This is a genomic window from Hydrogenophaga intermedia (assembly GCF_000723405.1).
GTDB classification, from domain to species: Bacteria; Pseudomonadota; Gammaproteobacteria; order Burkholderiales; family Burkholderiaceae_C; genus Hydrogenophaga; species Hydrogenophaga intermedia.
The window spans coordinates 17,313-32,645 of record NZ_CCAE010000017.1 but is presented as its reverse complement, the minus strand read 5'-3'; the positions used below and the strand labels follow the sequence as shown (position 1 = coordinate 32,645).

The 15,333-nt window shown below is 68.9% G+C and carries 15 protein-coding genes and 2 tRNA genes; 8 read left to right on the top strand and 9 right to left on the bottom strand.

Going from position 1 to position 15,333, the window contains the following annotated elements:
* Nucleotides 1-25: 25 nt before the first annotated feature.
* Together BN948_RS11920 and BN948_RS11915 are read right to left on the bottom strand one after the other, a co-directional pair.
* Nucleotides 26-1,810, bottom strand: coding sequence for a gamma-glutamyltransferase family protein (locus BN948_RS11920; protein WP_009515229.1), 1,785 nt, complete (start codon nucleotides 1,808-1,810; stop codon nucleotides 26-28).
* Nucleotides 1,811-1,838: 28 nt separating this feature from the next.
* Nucleotides 1,839-2,597 carry a 3-hydroxyacyl-CoA dehydrogenase gene (locus tag BN948_RS11915; RefSeq protein WP_009515228.1) on the bottom strand — a complete coding sequence of 253 codons (759 nt, stop codon included), beginning with the start codon at nucleotides 2,595-2,597 and terminating at the stop codon, nucleotides 1,839-1,841.
* A gap of 131 nt (nucleotides 2,598-2,728) precedes the next feature.
* On the opposite strand from BN948_RS11915, the gene pgsA reads away from it, so the two are divergent.
* Entirely contained in the window at nucleotides 2,729-3,298 is a 570-nt protein-coding gene (gene pgsA, locus BN948_RS11910) for a CDP-diacylglycerol--glycerol-3-phosphate 3-phosphatidyltransferase (RefSeq protein WP_009515227.1), read from the top strand.
* Nucleotides 3,299-3,307: 9 nt separating this feature from the next.
* A complete protein-coding gene (locus tag BN948_RS11905) occupies nucleotides 3,308-4,207 on the top strand; it encodes a DMT family transporter (RefSeq protein ID WP_009515226.1) in 900 nt (299 codons plus the stop codon).
* Here the strand turns inward: BN948_RS11905 and BN948_RS11900 are convergent.
* Entirely contained in the window at nucleotides 4,164-5,141 is a 978-nt protein-coding gene (locus tag BN948_RS11900) for a LysR family transcriptional regulator (protein ID WP_009515225.1), read from the bottom strand. The genes BN948_RS11905 and BN948_RS11900 overlap by 44 nt on opposite strands.
* A gap of 95 nt (nucleotides 5,142-5,236) precedes the next feature.
* On the opposite strand from BN948_RS11900, the gene BN948_RS11895 reads away from it, so the two are divergent.
* The 5 genes from BN948_RS11895 to BN948_RS11875 all read left to right on the top strand — a co-directional run bounded on the left by BN948_RS11895 (nucleotide 5,237) and on the right by BN948_RS11875 (nucleotide 9,073).
* Nucleotides 5,237-6,322 (top strand): tartrate dehydrogenase, encoded by a 1,086-nt coding sequence (locus BN948_RS11895; RefSeq protein ID WP_009515224.1) that lies wholly within the window; start codon nucleotides 5,237-5,239, stop codon nucleotides 6,320-6,322.
* Between the two features lie 272 nt (nucleotides 6,323-6,594).
* Nucleotides 6,595-6,867 carry an HU family DNA-binding protein gene (locus BN948_RS11890; protein ID WP_009515223.1) on the top strand — a complete coding sequence of 91 codons (273 nt, stop codon included), beginning with the start codon at nucleotides 6,595-6,597 and terminating at the stop codon, nucleotides 6,865-6,867.
* Between the two features lie 13 nt (nucleotides 6,868-6,880).
* Nucleotides 6,881-6,956: transfer RNA gene (locus BN948_RS11885), tRNA-Val, on the top strand.
* 80 nt (nucleotides 6,957-7,036) lie between these two features.
* On the top strand, nucleotides 7,037-8,959 hold the full coding sequence (locus BN948_RS11880; RefSeq protein WP_009515222.1) for a SurA N-terminal domain-containing protein: 1,923 nt from the start codon (nucleotides 7,037-7,039) through the stop codon (nucleotides 8,957-8,959).
* Between the two features lie 38 nt (nucleotides 8,960-8,997).
* Nucleotides 8,998-9,073, top strand: a tRNA-His gene (locus BN948_RS11875).
* A gap of 59 nt (nucleotides 9,074-9,132) precedes the next feature.
* On the opposite strand, the gene BN948_RS11870 is transcribed toward BN948_RS11875, so the two are convergent.
* Genes BN948_RS11870 through BN948_RS11860 form a run of 3 tightly spaced genes read right to left on the bottom strand, consistent with a single transcriptional unit; the run spans nucleotide 9,133 to nucleotide 11,922 of the window.
* The gene (locus tag BN948_RS11870) at nucleotides 9,133-9,864 is read right to left on the bottom strand and encodes a hypothetical protein (protein ID WP_009515221.1); all 732 of its coding nucleotides are present in this window, start codon (nucleotides 9,862-9,864) and stop codon (nucleotides 9,133-9,135) included.
* Nucleotides 9,864-10,775, bottom strand: coding sequence for a metal ABC transporter solute-binding protein, Zn/Mn family (locus BN948_RS11865; protein ID WP_009515220.1), 912 nt, complete (start codon nucleotides 10,773-10,775; stop codon nucleotides 9,864-9,866). The genes BN948_RS11870 and BN948_RS11865 overlap by 1 nt, the downstream gene beginning before the upstream one ends.
* The gene (locus BN948_RS11860) at nucleotides 10,759-11,922 is read right to left on the bottom strand and encodes a hypothetical protein (protein WP_009515219.1); all 1,164 of its coding nucleotides are present in this window, start codon (nucleotides 11,920-11,922) and stop codon (nucleotides 10,759-10,761) included. Before BN948_RS11860 ends, BN948_RS11865 begins: the two co-directional genes overlap by 17 nt.
* A 124-nt stretch (nucleotides 11,923-12,046) precedes the next feature.
* On the opposite strand from BN948_RS11860, the gene BN948_RS11855 reads away from it, so the two are divergent.
* Complete coding sequence (locus tag BN948_RS11855; RefSeq protein ID WP_009515218.1) at nucleotides 12,047-12,448, top strand: Fur family transcriptional regulator; 402 nt, start codon at nucleotides 12,047-12,049, stop codon at nucleotides 12,446-12,448.
* 30 nt (nucleotides 12,449-12,478) lie between these two features.
* Here the strand turns inward: BN948_RS11855 and BN948_RS11850 are convergent, their stop codons facing one another.
* From BN948_RS11850 to BN948_RS11840, 3 genes are all read right to left on the bottom strand, one after another.
* Entirely contained in the window at nucleotides 12,479-13,345 is an 867-nt protein-coding gene (locus BN948_RS11850) for a ParB N-terminal domain-containing protein (RefSeq protein ID WP_009515217.1), read from the bottom strand.
* A gap of 99 nt (nucleotides 13,346-13,444) precedes the next feature.
* A complete protein-coding gene (locus BN948_RS11845) occupies nucleotides 13,445-14,773 on the bottom strand; it encodes a TRAP transporter large permease (protein ID WP_009515216.1) in 1,329 nt (442 codons plus the stop codon).
* Nucleotides 14,770-15,330, bottom strand: coding sequence for a TRAP transporter small permease subunit (locus BN948_RS11840; RefSeq protein ID WP_009515215.1), 561 nt, complete (start codon nucleotides 15,328-15,330; stop codon nucleotides 14,770-14,772). Before BN948_RS11840 ends, BN948_RS11845 begins: the two co-directional genes overlap by 4 nt.
* Nucleotides 15,331-15,333 lie beyond the last annotated feature (3 nt).

The window sequence follows — 15,333 nt, the reverse complement described above, 5'->3', positions numbered from 1 at the left end:
AGCTTACCCCCTGGGGCCAGCCGGATCAGTCTCCGGACACGATCCCCTCGCGCCGCGGGTCGGCGCCGCCCAGCCAGCGGCCGCCGCGTCGCACCAGGGCCTGCGCGCCGCTGGTCATCTCCACTGTCTGCACCGTGTGGCCCATCGCGCGCAGGGCCTGCACGGTGGCGTTGGGGAAGCGGTTCTGCTCCAGCATGAGCGGGCCACCCAGCGTGCCGAAGTTGGGCAGGTCCAGCGCCGCCTGCGGGTGCAAGTTCCAGTGCAGCGTGCCGTGCAGGGCCTTGGCGGTGTAGTGAATGATCAGCGCGCCACCCGGGCTGCCTGCGCTCATGATCGGCTCACCCGTCTGCGCGTCGAACACCAGCGTGGGCGCCATGGACGAGCGGGGGCGCTTGCCCGGCTGGACACGGTTGGCGATCGGGCGGCCCTGCGCGTCGGCGGGCGCGAAGCTGAAGTCGGTGAGTTCGTTGTTGAGCAGGAAGCCGCCCGGGCGCGCGGGATTGGTGCTCACCATCAGCCGCGCGCCGAAGGCCGACTCGATGGTGGTAGTCATGGCGAGCGCCTGACCCTGGCCGTCGACGATGCTGATGTGGCTGGTACCGGCCTCGGGCTGCGGCGGCATGGGTGCGAAGGCCAGCGGCGTGCCGGCTGGGCGGCCCGGCTCGGCGTTCGGCATGCGCTGCGGGCCGATGAGTTCGGCGCGCGCGTTGAGGTAGTCGGCATCGAGCAGGCTGCGCCAGTCGCCGCCGGGAGCGGGCACGAAATCCGGGTCGGCCACGTACTGGGCGCGGTCCGCAAAGGCCAGGCGGGAGGCCTCGGTGTAGGCGTGCAGCCAGTCGGCGCCGGGCAGGCCGTTGCGCAGCGAGGCCATGGCCTGTGGTGTGCGCGAGAGCAGGCTCAGGATCTGAGCGACCGCGATGCCGCCCGAGCTGGGCGGCGGGAATCCGCACAGGCGCACCCAGCGCCCGCCGGTGCGCAGCGGGTGGCACAGGGCCTCGCGTTCGCGCGGCTGGTAGCGGCGCAGGTCGTCCTGCGTCAGCGCGCCGGGCAGGGTGGGGTGCTGGCGCACCTTCTCGACGATGGCGCGCGCGATGGGGCCTTCGACCAGGGCGACGGGGCCAGTGGTGGCGATCTCGCGCAGCACCACCGCGAGTTCGGGGTTGCGCAGCACGTGCCCCACGGGCTGGGGCGTGCCGTCGGGGCGGTAGAAGTAGGCGCGTGCCACGGGATCGGCGGGCAGTGCCTTCTCGGCGGCCAGCAGCGTGTGCAGCCGCGGGCTCACGGCGAAGCCGCGCTCGGCGAGGTCGATGGCGGGCTGGAACAACCGCGCCCACGGCAGCCTGCCGTGCTGGCGGTGGGCCAGCGCCAGCATGGCCACGGCGCCCGGTACGCCCACCGAACGGCCGCTGGCCACGGCCTGCGGAAAGGACATCGGCTGGCCCTGGGCATCGAGAAACAGGCGTTCGTCCACACCGACGGGCGCGGTCTCTCGGCCATCGAAGGCCTGCACGCGCCGGCCGTCCCAGTGGAGCAGGAAGGCGCCACCACCGATGCCGCTGGACTGCGGCTCCACCAGCGTGAGCACCATCTGCACGGCGATCGCGGCGTCCACCGCGCTGCCGCCTTCGCGCAGGATCTGCGCGCCGGCGTCGGTGGCGAGCGGGTTGGCGGCTGCAACCGCCTGACGCTGGTAGGACCAACCCGGTTTCGCGGTGAAGCCGGAGGCGGCCTCGGGTTGTGGCGCAGTGGCCGGCGGTTGCGCGCAGGCCGCCAGCAAAGACAGAAGGAGGGGCGAGAGACAGCGCGTCATGGCGCCACTCTACGCCCGACGCGCCGGCTTATCGAGGCGCCAGCCGGATTGCGCCATCGAGACGGATCACCTCGCCATTGAGCATGTCGTTTTCGATGATGTGTTTCGCCAGCTTCGCGTAGTCCTGCGGCGTGCCCAGGCGGCTGGGGAAGGGCACGCTGGCGGCCAGGGCGTCCTGCACTTCCTGCGGCATGCCGAAGAGCATGGGCGTGCCGAAGATGCCGGGGGCGATGGTCATGTTGCGGATGCCGTTGCGCGCCAGGTCGCGCGCGATCGGCAGCGTCATGCCGACCACGCCGCCCTTGGTGGCGCTGTAGGCGGCCTGGCCGATCTGGCCGTCGTAGGCCGCCACGCTGGCCGTGCTGATGAGCACGCCGCGCTCGCCCGTGGCCTCGGGCTCGTTCTTGCACATGGCGTCGGCGGCCAGGCGGATCATGTTGAAGGTGCCCACCAGGTTGACCATGATGGTCTTGGTGTAGACGGCCAGCGAGTGCGGCCCGTTCTTGCCCACGGTCTTCTCCGCTGGCGCAATGCCCGCGCAGTTGACCAAGCCCATCAGCTTGCCCAGCGACACCGCCTTGGCCACCACGGCCTGGCCCTCGGCCTCGCTGCTCACGTCGCATTTGACGAACACACCGCCGATGTCCTTGGCCACGGCCTCGCCCTTGTCCACCTGCATGTCGGCGATGACCACCTTGGCGCCGTTGGCCGCCAGCATGCGCGCCGTGCCTTCGCCGAGGCCCGATGCGCCGCCGGTGACGATGAATACCTTGCCTGCAATCTCCATGCTTGTGCTCCTGAGGTGGAAAGGACGCCGGTGTGGCGTTGACGTTGACGTAAACGTCAATTATGCAGCGTCGCCAGTCGATGTTGCCCCTGAAACAAGTCCCTCGCGTCCCCACCCGCATAATCCGGCCCATGTTCTTCAACCTCCCCACACTGCTGACCTGGGCCCGCATCCTGGCCATTCCGCTGATCGTGGGGGTGTTCTATCTGCAAAGCCTCAGCGCGGCCGAGCAGAACCTGGTGGCCACCGCCATGTTCATCGTCTTTGCGCTGACGGATTGGGCCGACGGCTACCTCGCGCGCAAGCTCAACCAGACCTCGGCCTTCGGCGCCTTCCTCGACCCCGTGGCCGACAAGTTCCTGGTCTGCGCGAGCCTGCTGGTGCTGGTGCACATGGGCCGGGCCGACGTGTTCGCCGCGCTCATCATCATCGGCCGCGAGATCGCGATCTCCTCGCTGCGCGAATGGATGGCCATCATCGGCGCCACCAAGAGCGTGGCGGTTCACATGATCGGCAAGCTCAAGACCATGGTGCAGATGATCGCGATTCCCTTCCTGCTGTTCGACGGTCGACTGCTCGGCCTCATCGACACGCGCGTGTGGGGCACCTGGCTGCTGTGGCTCTCGGCCATTCTCACGGTCTGGTCCATGGTCTATTACCTGCAGAAGGCGCTGCCCGAGATCCGCGCGCGGTCCCGCTGAGTGAGCCCCATGCAGTCCCCAGCGTCCGACAACGCCTGGCTGCGCGCCATGCCCTGGGTCTTCGTGCTGATCTGGAGCACCGGCTTCATCGTCGCGCGCTACGGCATGCCGCACGCGCCGCCGCTGTCCTTCCTGGCCATGCGCTACGCGCTGTCCATCCTGTGCTTCCTGCCCTGGATCCTGTGGGCCGGCGTGAAGTGGCCAGCCAACCGCCAGCAGTGGCTGCACCTGTCGGTGGTGGGCGTGCTCATGCACGCGGGCTACCTCGGCGGCGTGTGGGCGGCGGTGAAGGCGGGGATGGGCTCGGGCCTGTCCTCGCTCATCGTCGGGCTGCAACCGGTGCTCACCGCCATCTGGCTCAGTGCCGTGGGCGGCGCGCAGGGCCAGGTGTCGCGGCGGCAGTGGCTGGGTCTGTTGCTGGGCTTCGCGGGCCTGGTGCTGGTGGTCTCGCGCAAACTGATCGAAGGATCGCCCGGTGATCAGGCGAACGCGGAGAACCTGGTCTACGCGGTGTTCGCGCTGTTCGCCATCACCGCCGGCACGCTGTACCAAAAGCGTTTCGTGCAGGCCTGCGACGTGCGCACCGCCAACACCGTGCAGCTCATCGCGGCCTTCATCGTCACGCTGCCGCTGGCCTTGCTCGAGTCCGAGCCCATGCACTACACGGGCGAATTCATCGGCGCCATGGCCTGGTCGGTGCTGGGGCTCACGCTGGGCGGCAGTTCGCTGCTGTACCTGCTGATCCAGCGCGGCGCGGCCGCCAGCGTGGCCAGCCTCATGTACCTCGTGCCGCCCACCACGGCCGTCATCGCCTGGCTGCTGTTTCGCGAGCCGATCACGCCGCTCACCGTGGCGGGCATTGCGGTCACGGCTTTCGGCGTGAGCCTGGTCGTGCGCTCGCCCCGCTGAGCGCCGGTGCGGGCCGCCAGGGCTCGTCGCGAAAGGCCTCCGCCAGAGCGGCCACCAGCAACCGTATGCGCTTGGGTGAGTGCGCCTGCCAGGGCGCGAGCCAGTGGATGTCGGCGTCGCGGTGGCTCCAGGCCGGCAACACCTGCATCAGCTCGCCACTATCGATTTGCGGTGCGATGTCCCACAGGCTGCGCAGCATGATGCCGTGGCCCGCCAGGCACCAGTCGCGCACCAGCTCACCCGAGTTGCTGGACAACGGCCCGGCGATGGCCACGCGGTGCAGGGCGGTGTCGCCCTCGCGTTGCAGGGTCCAGTGGTCGCTGCGTCGTGGGCCCGCGTCGGTGTTCTCGCGTACCACCAGGCAGTGATGCATGGTCAGGTCGTCCAGCGCTTGCGGCGCGCCATGCACCGCCAGGTAGGCGGGCGCGGCCACCAGCACGCGCCGGTTGGGGGCCAGACGTCGCGACACCCATTCGCCGGCGCGCTGGTCGGGTGCGCTCCACAGCCACACCGCGCCGTCCAGGCCCTCGGCCGCCAGGTCGGGCAGGCGTTCGGTGAGCTGCAACTGCACGGACACCGCCGGGTGTTTCGCCTGGAAATCGGCCAGCGCCGGGCCGAGCCAGCGCCGCCCGAAGCCGAAGGTGGCCGCCAGGCGGATGGGGCCGGCGGGTTCGGCCTGGCGCTCGCGCAGTTCGGCTTCCGCCGCCTCGAAGCCGCGCAGCAGCTCGGCCGCGCGCAGCGACAGCGTTTCGCCCTCCGCGGTGGGGCTCACGCGGCGCGTGGTGCGCTGGAACAGTCGCACGCCCAGCGCGTCTTCCAGCGCCGCCAGGCGCCGCGTGATGGCCGATGGGGTGAGCCCGAGGGCCTGCGCGGCCTGCGCCAGGCTGCCGTGCTGGTGCACGGCGTGCACCATCTCCAGATCGGCGCGGTCCATGAATTGCTCCTGGATCAATAATCGATGCACGGATTATTGCGAATGGATTCGCTACAGTGGCGCCAGCGATTCGAGTCCACACCAGGAGATCTTCCATGAGCAAACACCGCATTGCGGTCATCGCCGGCGACGGCATCGGCACCGAAGTCATGCCCGAGGGCCTGCGCGTGATGGAGGCCGCGGCCACGCGCTTCGGTATCGACTTGCAGTTCGACCACTTCGACTTCAGCAGTTGCGACTACTTCGAGAAGCACGGCAAGATGCTGCCAGACAACTGGAAGGACCTCATCGGTGGCCACGATGCCATCTACTTCGGCGCCGTTGGCTGGCCCGACAAGGTGCCCGACCACATTTCGCTGTGGGGCTCGCTGCTGCTGTTTCGCCGCGAGTTTGACCAATACATCAACCTGCGCCCGGCGCGCCTGATGCCCGGCGTCATCGCGCCCGTGGTGCGTCGCGATGGCAGTGCGCGCCAGCCCGGCGAGATCGACATGGTCATCGTGCGCGAGAACACCGAGGGCGAGTACAGCAGCATCGGCGGGCGCATGTACCCGGGCACACCGCGCGAGATCGTGATGCAGGAGACCGTGATGTCGCGCCACGGTGTCGACCGCGCGCTGCGCTTCGCCTTCGAGACGGCGCGTTCGCGCCCGAAAAAGCACCTGACCAGCGCCACGAAGAGCAACGGGATCGCGATCACCATGCCGTACTGGGACGAGCGCGTGGCGGAAATGGCAAAAGAGTATCCAGATGTGACGGTCGACAAGTTCCATATCGACATCCTCACCGCGCACTTCGTGCAGCGGCCCGATTTCTTCGACGTGGTCGTGGCCAGCAACCTGTTTGGCGACATCCTGTCCGACCTCGGTCCGGCCTGCACCGGCACCATCGGCATCGCGCCCAGCGCCAACCTCAACCCGGACCGCACCATGCCTTCGCTGTTCGAGCCGGTGCACGGCTCGGCACCCGACATCGCCGGCAAGGGCATCGCCAACCCCATCGGCCAGATCTGGTGCGGCGCCATGATGCTCGACTTCCTGGGCCACCGCGACGCGCACGACGCCGTGCTGCGCGCCATCGAGGCCGCGCTGGAGCCCAAGAGTGGTGCGCCGCGCACGGCCGACCTGGGCGGACGCGCGGGCACGGCCGACGTCGGGCGTGCGATCGCGTCCCTTGTGTGACCGCCGGTCCCGCAGGCGTGGCTTCACCCCCCGTGAGAGGGGCGTCGCGCGTTGCATCTGCGTCTAGAATCGCCGCTCGTGTGGCCCACGGGCCTCAGCGCCAACCGTCTTGTTGACATGCGCTGCGGCACGTGGGTCTAATCGTTCGGCGCATGGATTCCGGCAGCTCGCCAGGGCCTGCGCTCCCGGATAGACCCCGGTCGGCCCTCGCGGCAACCGGCCCATCCGGCCCAACACACGCTTCACTCATCCATTTCCAAGAGGGGCCCTTCGTGAACAAGACCGAACTCGTCGAACACATCGCCAAGCACGCCGACATCTCCAAGGCCGCCGCGACACGTGCACTCGACTCCACCATCGCCGCCATCCGCACCACGCTCAAGAAGGGCGGCACCGTTTCCCTGGTGGGCTTCGGCTCGTTCGCCGTGAGCAAGCGCCCCGCCCGCAAGGGCCGCAACCCGCGCACGGGCGCCGAGATTAAAATCAAGGCCGCCAAAGTGCCGAAGTTCCGCCCCGGCAAGGCACTGAAGGACGCGGTCAACTGATCGACCAATACCCGGGTGCTTAGCTCAGTTGGTAGAGCGGCTCTCTTACACGGAGTAGGTCGGCGGTTCGAGCCCGTCAGCACCCACCACAAAAAGGCGAACGAGGGTTCGCCTTTTTTGTTGTCCATCAGAATCCGGCACTCGACCCCGCCACCTCAAGGACGTCCGCATGTTCGATTCCATTCGCGATCACAAGAAGTACCTCATGGGCTTCCTGCTGATCCTGATCATTCCCTCCTTCGTGCTCTTCGGGGTCGAGGGTTACACCCGCTTCAGCGAAGGCGGTGAAGCGGTGGCCACGGTCGATGGCAAGGACATCAAGCGCGCCGAATGGGAGCAGGCACACCGCGAAGAGTCGCAGCGCCTGCGCCAGGCCATGCCCACGATCGACCCCGCCATGCTCGACTCTGAGGAGGCCCGCTACGCCACGCTGGAGCGCATGGTGCGCGACCGCGTGGTGGCGGCCGCCGCACAGAACCTCCATCTCTACACCAGCGACCAGCGCCTGGCGCGCGAACTGCAGTCCAACCCCACCATCGCCGCCATGCGCCGGCCCGACGGCAGCCTCGACGTCGGGGCTTATCGCCAGTTGCTCTCGCGCCAGGGCATGACGCCCGAGATGTTCGAGGCTTCGGTTCGCGCCGACCTGTCGCAGCGCCAGGTGCTGCAGAGCGTGCAGAACAGCGGCTTCGCCTCGAATGCGATGGCCCGTGTCTCGCTGGACGCGTTCTTCGAGAAGCGCCAACTGCGCAGCAAGACCTTCTCGGCCAAGGACTTCACCTCGCGCGTGAAGCCGAGCGACGCCGACATCGAGGCCTTCTACCAGCAGAACCAGGCGCTGTTCCAGGCCGGTGAACAGGCCGATGTCGAATACCTCGTGCTCGACGCCGCCGCGCTCGAGAAGTCCGTGGTCCTCAACGAGGCCGACCTGCGCAGCTACTACGAGCAGAACGTCGCCCAGCTCAGCGGTGCCGAAGAACGCCGCGCGAGCCACATCCTGCTGAGCGTGCCTGCCGGAGCCACGCCCGAACAGAAGGCCGAGGTGCGCAAGAAGGCCGAGGACCTGCTCGCCCAGGTCAAGGCCGATCCGTCCAGGTTCGCCGAACTTGCCAAGGCGAATTCTCAGGACCCGGGCTCGGCGCCCAATGGCGGCGACCTCGACTTCTTCGGCCGCGGCGCCATGGTGCCGCCGTTCGAGCAGGCCGTGTTCGCGCTCAAGAAGGGTGAGATCTCCAATCTGGTGGAGTCCGACTTCGGCTTTCACATCATCCAGCTCACCGACATCAAGGCGCCGCCCCAGCGCTCCTTCGCCGAGCTGCGCCCGCAGATCGAAGAGGCACTGCGCAAGCAGCAGGCCCAGCGCCAGTTCGCCGAATCGGCGGACACCTTCACCAACCTGGTCTACGAGCAGCCCGATTCGCTGCAGCCCACGGCCGAGCGCCTGAAGCTGCAGGTCCAGACCACCAAGGGCCTGCAACGAACACCCGCGCCGGGCGACGACGGCGTGCTGGCCAACCGCCGCCTGCTCGAAGCCCTGTTCGCGCCCGAGTCCACGTCCGGCAAGCGCAACACCGAGGCCATCGATGTGGGCAGCAACCGCCTCGTGTCGGCGCGGGTGGTGGCGTATCACCCGGCCCGCACGCTGAGCCTGGACGAGGTGCGCGATCAGGTGCGTGCCCGTCTGGTGGCGCAGCGCGCCGCCGAGCTGGCCAAGGAAGAAGGCGAGAAGCAGCTCGCGGCCTGGAAGGGTGGTGCCGATGCCGCCGCGCTGGGTGCGTCCGTCACGGTGTCGCGCGACGCGCCGCTGGACCTGGACCCGCGCGTGCTCGACGCGGCCCTCAGCGCCGATCCCAAGGCCCTGCCGGCCTGGGTGGGTGTGAACCTGGGCGAGCAGGGTTATGCGGTCGTGCAGGTCAATCGGGTGGTGCCGCGCGGCGACGTGGACGCCCAGCGTCTGGCGCAAGAGGTGCAGCAGGTGTCGCAGTGGTGGTCGGGTGCCGAGAGCCTGGCCTACTACGAGACACTCAAGGCCCGCTACAAAGCCAGCATCAAGGTGCCGCGGCCCGGTGCGGCCACTGTGGCGGCCCGCTGAAGGCGTGCGCCGGCTGAGGCTATAATGCGCGGCTTGCGGTGGCTGTAGCTCAGTTGGTAGAGTCCAGGATTGTGATTCCTGTCGTCGTGGGTTCGAGTCCCATCAGCCACCCCAGCAGATCCCAATGAAAAAGCCCGGCAACCGCCGGGCTTTTTCATTGGGCGCGTTGTGTCTCAGGCCCGTGGCCCTTGCCGGCCGAGGCTCGCGATGCTGGCAAGCCCGCACAGCGCCAGGGCGAAGGCGACCAAAGGGCCGCTCGGGGCGTTCATGGCCCAGGAAGCCCCCAGGCCCAGCAGGACGGCGGTGATGACCAGCCCGAACACGGCGGCGAATCGCAGCCCGGCGCGCCGCCACAAGCCCGGTGCGATCAGCGCCGCGAAGACCACGAACAGGCCCAGCACCTGCACGGCCAGGCTGCTGACCAAGGCAAACGTGGCGTAGAACCACACGTCGCCGCCGAGGCGGCGCCGCACCAGGCCCACCAACGCGGCACAGGCTGCCAGCAGGGCCACTTGTGGCCACTGCGACCACAGCACATCGGCCGCCAGCAGAGCGTGCAGGTGCTCGCCACCGTGCGCATCGATCTGCGCGGTGAGCAGCGCAGCGCAGGCACTGGCCACGTAGACCAGACCGATGAGGGCTTCGCGTTGCGCCGGCCACCAGCGCGCCAATGCGGCCACCAGCGCCACCGCCAGAAAGGCGCCCGCGATGGCGCAGGCCTGCACCACGGGCCAGGGCGGGTGTCCGCCCAGCACCGTGGCGGTGAGGGCGGCGGCGGCGGCGGCCTGCGCCACCGCCAGGTCGATGAAGACCACGCCGCGTTCCAGCACGCGCTCGCCCAGCGGGGCCAGCGCCAGCACGCCGGCCACCAGGGCCAGCGCGGGTGCGAGGAACCAGGCGTCCATCACCGCGGGCTCAGCAAGGCGTCCACGAGGCCGTCCATCCAGAGGCCCAGGGCGTCGGGGGCCTCGGGGTCGTCCACGGTGGCCGGCAGTTGCAGCAGCGGCACACCGCCGCCCAGTTGCTGCACGAGCCAACGCCCGGCGCGCGGGTTCTGGTGGCCGGCGATGACCACGGCGTAGGGCGGGCGTGCGCGCAGATCGGTCAACAGGCTTTGCAGGTGCCCGGGGGTCGGCGCCAGGCCCGGCTTGGGCTCCAGGTCGGCCACCTGGCGCATGCCCAGCCACCGCCACAGGTAGGCGAAGCTGGCGTGCTGCGCCGCCACGCCTTTGTCGCGCAGCGGGGCGGCCTTGAGCTCCCAGGCCCGAATGCGCTCGGTCCAGTGCGCCTCGAATGCGGCCTGGCGCTGGGCGATGCCGGCCTGCTGGGCTGGAAACAGTTGCTGAAGGCGTGCGCCCCAGGCGCGCGCTACCTGCAGCAGACGGTGCGGGTCGGCGTGCAGGTGCGGGTTGCCTTCGGCGTGCACGTCGCCGGCGAATGGGTTGCCGCCAGTGCCGGGCCGCGCGTCGATGAGGGCCACGGCCGAGGCGGCGTGGAACATGCCGGGTGCGCCGTCCTGCACAGCCGCGTTGCCGGCGCGCTGCCGCAGCATGGGCAGCCAGCCCGCCTCCAGCGAGGCGCCCGTGCAGATGGCGGCATCGGCCGATCGCAACTGGGCAATCAGCGCGGGTCGGGCCTCGATGTGGTGCGGGTCCTGCCGGGCATGCGTGGCCACGTGCAGCGTGGCCTGGGGCAGCAGGGCGCGCGTCAGCGCGGCCCACTCGGGTTCGCAGGCAAAGATGGTCTGCGCCCGCAGCGGCGTGAAGGCCAGCAGCAGCAGGGCCCCGCCCAGCCAGCGCTCAGTAGCTGTGCGCACCGTGGGCCCCGAACGCGATCACGTACTGCAGCTGGATGGCCCGCTTGGCCGGGTGTTCGAAGCCAAGGGCCCTGTCCTGCGTCGTGTACTGCAGGCGAAGGCTTTGACCGTGGCTGGGCTTCCAGGCCAGCATCAGGGCCGTTTCGTCCAGGCGGCCATCGTGGAAATGGTCGCCGTGCGGCATGGCGACGCGCAATCGATCGAAGCGCACGCCGGTCTCCCAGTTGGGGTGGAAGCGCCAGACCGCGGACAGCGCATAGGCCTTGTGCCGATCCTGCGAGCTGGCGAAGCGGTTGATACCCGAGATCTGCGCGGCCTCGACGCTGACGCGCACCTGCTGGTCGCTGTTGTTGCCGGCAGGCGCCCACTTCCAGGTGGCGTCCACCATCCAGGTGTGGCGGCCACCGAAAACGGCGCCGTGGTGGTGGTGGGCGTGGTCGTCGTGCCCTTCTTCCTCATGGCCTTCCTCTTCCGCCTCGTGCTCCCCGTGTTCCTCGTGTGCATCCAGCGCCGCGATGCGCCGGCTCTTGAGGTAGGACAGCCCCAGTTGCCAGCTGTTGGAGCGATCGAAGTCGCCGCCCAGCTTGGTGGTCAGCGTGAAGGCCCCGGCGCCGTTGACGGGTTCGTCCGTCTCGGCGATCAGTCGACGGCCGCGGAAGGCCTCGGCGCCGACCATCCAGTACAGGCGCGTGGGCAGCGTGAGGTTCAGGCGCACACCATCGTCGTTCCAATGCCCGCCGAGGAAGGCGCGGTAGAGCAAGGGGCGCTCGACAAAGTCGTCCGCGTGCGGGTGCTGCTGGTTCAGGTAGCCGATCTGCGAGGCGAAACGGCCGACGCGCGCCGTCAGGCCCAGCGGCAGCGTGCGCGTTTCCAGCCAGGCCTCCTCGAAGGCCGACTCCAGCTCACCGTCGTGCGTTTCGAGCACGCCGGTGATCTGCGCCTGCAGGTGTCGGCCGACGGGGCCACTCGCGGTGAGGTCCGAGTGCCCCAGCTGCAGGCCCTGGTCGCGTGTGCCGAGTTCGAGCGCGCGGGAGGTGGCGGTGGCGTCCAGCACGGCGCCGAACTGCCACTGTTCGGTGGGGGCGCTGGTCTGGGCCTGGGCTGCGGCAGCCAGCAGGGCGGTGGCGCCGATGAGCAGGTTTTGCATGTCGGTATCCTTGCTTTATTGATATTGAGAAGTGTATATCAATAAAACAAGAACACCGATACTGATGGATTTGCCCAGCGGGTTGGATCAGCCTCCTAGAATGCGCGCAGCCACACGACCGACCATGGAAAGAAACACCCGCCAACGCAGCGCCATCGAGGCCGTGCTCTACGCCGCCGGCCGGCCCCTGACACCTCAGGAAATCCTCGAGGCGGCGCAGCAGGGCGCGCCCGGCCTGGGCATCGCCACGGTCTATCGGCAGATCAAGGCCTTGCAGGACGCGCAACTGATACAGCCCGTGCTGCTGCCCGGCGAGAACCCGCGGTATGAGCTGTCGGGACTGCACCACCACCACCACTTCCAGTGCACGCAGTGCCAGCGGGTGTTCGACATCCACGCGTGTCCGGGCGATCTGGACCGCATCGCGCCGCCGGGCTTCAGCGTCGAGCGGCACGAACTCACGCTCTATGGCTTGTGCGACGAATGTGGCGCCAGGCGCGGTCGGCGCAAGCCTGCCGTGGGGTAGCCGTCGGCGAGAAGATCGCCTTGGGCCCGGTCAGGGTGAAGGCACTGTTTGCGCCTGCCAGCGCGCCAGTTGCTCGCGCAGCGCGACGTTCTCCTGTTCAAGCGCGCGCACGCGCTGGCGCAAGGCATTGAGTTCATCGCCGGGCGTGTCGCTGGCTGCGCAGGCCTCATCGGACGCTGGCACCGACTCGCTCGCCGCCGGTGGTTTGCGGCGGGCTTCGCGCACGCGCCGGGCCGCCTGCCTGAGTTCTTCCTTGCCCGCGAGTGCGGCGTCCTTCTGTTCCTGCTCGGGCAGGCTGGCCACGGCCGCGGCCGCGTTCAGGGAGATGTCGCCGGCCTTGAGAGCCTCCACCACTTCGGGGGTGGCGTGCTTCTGGATCTTCTCGATCATCACCACCTGGTTGCTGCTCAGGCGGGCGGCCCTGGCGATGGCTTCGCGGCTGTTGAGCGCGCGCGTTTCAGGTGCGTCGGGAGCGCCGGGAGCGCCGGGAGTGTGCGCTTCGGGCGTGGGCACCGCTTGGTCATCGGGTGGCAGCGATTGCGGCGGGGGGCTGGCGGCAAGCAGGCGCGCGCGCCGTGCGCCAATGATTTCTCGCTTGCGCAAGGCGAGCACGCCGCGCTGGAAGTCGGACACGCTGCGGCGACCGAGGTGCTGGTCGATCATCCACAGGTGCACGTCTTCCATCGACTGAAAGCGCGGGTTTTGCACGGTGTGGAACGGCAGGCCGTGCTTCTGGCAGATGCCATGCCGGTTGTGTCCGTCCACGAGCACGTCGCCCCACAGCACCAAGGCATCGCGGCAACCTTCGGCGAGGAGGCTGCGCTCCAGTGCGTCGTATTCGTCGGGCGTGAGGGGGTCGATGTAGGCTTTGAGCTCCGGAAGAATGGTGATCTGCATGGGGTCGGCTGAAACGAGCAAAAGGCGGCCGGCGACTATACCCAGGCGGCGAAGCACCCCGGGCCGTCACCGGCGCACCCGCTCGAGTGGCCGCCTCCGTCAGGTCAGCGCCAGCGACAGCGCGGGAAACACCGCCACCAGCAGCAGCACGAACAGCATCGCGCCCACGTAGGGCAGGGTGCCGCCAAAGATGGCCTCCACCGATACGCGCGGGTCGTTCAGCGTGGACTTGACGGTGAACACCGAGATGCCGAAAGGTGGCGTGAGCAGGCCGATCTCCACGGCGAGCACGGTAAGTACGCCGAACTGGATCAGGTTGAAACCCAGGTCGGTCGCAATGGGCACGGCCACGGGCGTCATGATCAGCAGGATGGAACTGGAGTCCAGGATCATGCCCAGGAAGAGCACGATCAGTACGTAGATGAGCAAGAAGCCGTAGGGACCCAGGCCCGCGTCCTGAACCAGGTCGCTGATGGCGACCGGCACACCTGCCACGGAGAGCATGCGGCTGTAGAAGCTCGCGGCGATCAGCAGGATCAGGATGGTGACGGACACGCTACCCGTTTCGTGCAGAACGCGCCAGAAGCGGCCCTGACCCAGGCTGCGCCGTGCCAACGCCACCAACAGCGCACCGAAAGCGCCGATGCCGCCCGCCTCGGTGGGCGTGAAGAAGCCGCTGTACAGCCCACCCAGCACCAGCACCACCAGCGCCACGATGGGCAGCAGCTTGCCCGCCATCTGCGCGCCGCTGAGCAAGGGGCCGGTGGCGCGCTGCAGGGCGATGTCGCGCTGGCGCTGGAGATCGAACACCATGCCGGGTGCGAAGGTGGCCATCAGCACGATGAGCACCACGAAGGCCGCGGCCAGCAGGAAGCCCGGGATGATGCCGGCGATGAACAGCGTGCCGATCGACTGCTCGGCCAGCACGCCGTAGATGATCATCAGCAGGCTGGGCGGGATCATCATGCCCAGCACCGAGCTGCCGGCCACGGTGCCGGCCGCGAAGGCCGTGCGGTAGCCGTGGCGCGCCATCTCGGGCACGGCCACGCGCGTGAACACCGCGGCCGATGCAATGGACACCCCCGTGACCGCCGCGAACACCGTGTTGGCCGCGACCGTGGCCACGCCCAGCCCGCCGCGCACGCGGCGCAGCAAGGCCTCGGCCACCTCGAAGGTGTCCTTGCCCACGTTGGATATGGACACCAGCAGCCCCATCAGAACGAACAGCGGGATGGTGGCGAAGATGTAGTCGGCCACGCCGTTGTAGGCGGAGAGGTAGAGCAGGCGCATGGCCATCTCCACGTCTTCGCGCATCAGCCAGATGCCCGCGAAGCCGATGCCGATGAGCGCCACGGCGATGTGCACGCCGAGCAGCACCAGCACCACGAGCGCGCCGATCAGCAGCGCACCGAAGCCAAGCTCGCTCATGCCGGTTCTCCGAATTCACCCGCGTGGCGCCACAGCGAGGGGATCTGCAGCAGATAGGCGCCAGCCGCCACGACCGAGCCGCCCACGATGAGTGCCCGAAAGGGCCAGGTGGGCACGGTGTACACGCCTTGCACGCCGAAGAATTCGTTGCTGCGCCAGGCGTCGGCGAGTTCGGGCCAGGCGATGAAGGCCAGCGCCACGAAGAGCGCCGTGCCCAGCACCGCGTTGCCGACCTCCAGCACGCGCAGGGCCGTGAGCGAACGCGAGCCCACCAGGCGCAGCAGGAAGTCGCTGCGGGTCATGCGGCCCGAGCAGATGGCCGCCGCGAGCTGCAGGAACACGATGGAGGCCACGGAGCGCGCGGCGAATTCGGCCACGCCCGTGATGGGCGTGTCGAGGAAGTTGCGGCCGACCACGTCGGCCACGACCATCATCATCATGAGGAAGATCCACACGGTGCCGGCGGCAGCCAGCACCCGCGCGATGCCTTGCAGCGGGTGCGGATCGGCCGGCGCGGCGCTGCCACCTTCGGCGGCGAGTTCGGGTTCGTGGTGCACGGT

What these genes read in the sequence shown, in the direction of transcription:
- BN948_RS11850 (WP_009515217.1), bottom strand. Translation starts at nt 13,345, where the DNA reads ATGCAGATCACCATTCTTCCGGAGCTCAAAGCCTACATCGACCCCCTC.
- BN948_RS11845 (WP_009515216.1), bottom strand. Translation starts at nt 14,773, where the DNA reads ATGAGCGAGCTTGGCTTCGGTGCGCTGCTGATCGGCGCGCTCGTGGTG.
- BN948_RS11920 (WP_009515229.1), bottom strand. Translation starts at nt 1,810, where the DNA reads ATGACGCGCTGTCTCTCGCCCCTCCTTCTGTCTTTGCTGGCGGCCTGC.
- pgsA (WP_009515227.1), top strand. Translation starts at nt 2,729, where the DNA reads ATGTTCTTCAACCTCCCCACACTGCTGACCTGGGCCCGCATCCTGGCC.
- BN948_RS11905 (WP_009515226.1), top strand. Translation starts at nt 3,308, where the DNA reads ATGCAGTCCCCAGCGTCCGACAACGCCTGGCTGCGCGCCATGCCCTGG.
- BN948_RS11870 (WP_009515221.1), bottom strand. Translation starts at nt 9,864, where the DNA reads ATGGACGCCTGGTTCCTCGCACCCGCGCTGGCCCTGGTGGCCGGCGTG.
- BN948_RS11855 (WP_009515218.1), top strand. Translation starts at nt 12,047, where the DNA reads ATGGAAAGAAACACCCGCCAACGCAGCGCCATCGAGGCCGTGCTCTAC.
- BN948_RS11900 (WP_009515225.1), bottom strand. Translation starts at nt 5,141, where the DNA reads ATGGACCGCGCCGATCTGGAGATGGTGCACGCCGTGCACCAGCACGGC.
- BN948_RS11915 (WP_009515228.1), bottom strand. Translation starts at nt 2,597, where the DNA reads ATGGAGATTGCAGGCAAGGTATTCATCGTCACCGGCGGCGCATCGGGC.
- BN948_RS11860 (WP_009515219.1), bottom strand. Translation starts at nt 11,922, where the DNA reads ATGCAAAACCTGCTCATCGGCGCCACCGCCCTGCTGGCTGCCGCAGCC.
- BN948_RS11895 (WP_009515224.1), top strand. Translation starts at nt 5,237, where the DNA reads ATGAGCAAACACCGCATTGCGGTCATCGCCGGCGACGGCATCGGCACC.
- BN948_RS11880 (WP_009515222.1), top strand. Translation starts at nt 7,037, where the DNA reads ATGTTCGATTCCATTCGCGATCACAAGAAGTACCTCATGGGCTTCCTG.